The following is a 392-nucleotide window of genomic DNA, read 5'->3' on the forward strand; positions in this document are numbered from 1 at the left end:
TCAAGTGGCCCCCGAGGTGCTTAGCGCCGCGGGGGCACGTCGCCGCCCGAGCGACCGGCCGAGGGCGCGGAAACTAGCCCGGCCATTAGGTGCCCGGGCCGGCTCCCTCGGAGCTATCCACAAGGATGCCCTGCGTCAGCACCGATGGTGTCGTCCCCAATGCCGCCGAGATGCGCGCCAGCAGAGCGATGGTGACGTTTTTACGCCCATGTTCGACCTGATTCACGTAGGTGCGGTGGATGCCACTGCGCTCAGCCAGGGCGCCCTGCGACAATCCCTGCTTTTCACGGCGGGCCTTGATTTTCGCGCCGAGCCGCTCCTGGATAGCCTCGTCGTCAACGTCAGACATGTGGGCCTGCTCTCTGGGTGCTGATGTTGCACATAGTCTACGG

At 65.3% G+C, this 392-nt stretch carries 1 protein-coding gene; it reads right to left on the reverse strand.

The genetic code is table 11. From position 1 onward, the window contains the following. Window positions 1–85: 85 nt before the first annotated feature. Window positions 86–392 (reverse strand): helix-turn-helix domain-containing protein (locus KHA85_RS17175; protein ID WP_236885859.1); only part of this gene is annotated, 307 nt, incomplete at its 5' end.

The organism is Dietzia massiliensis, assembly GCF_018390595.1.
Classification (GTDB): domain Bacteria; phylum Actinomycetota; class Actinomycetes; order Mycobacteriales; family Mycobacteriaceae; genus Dietzia; species Dietzia massiliensis.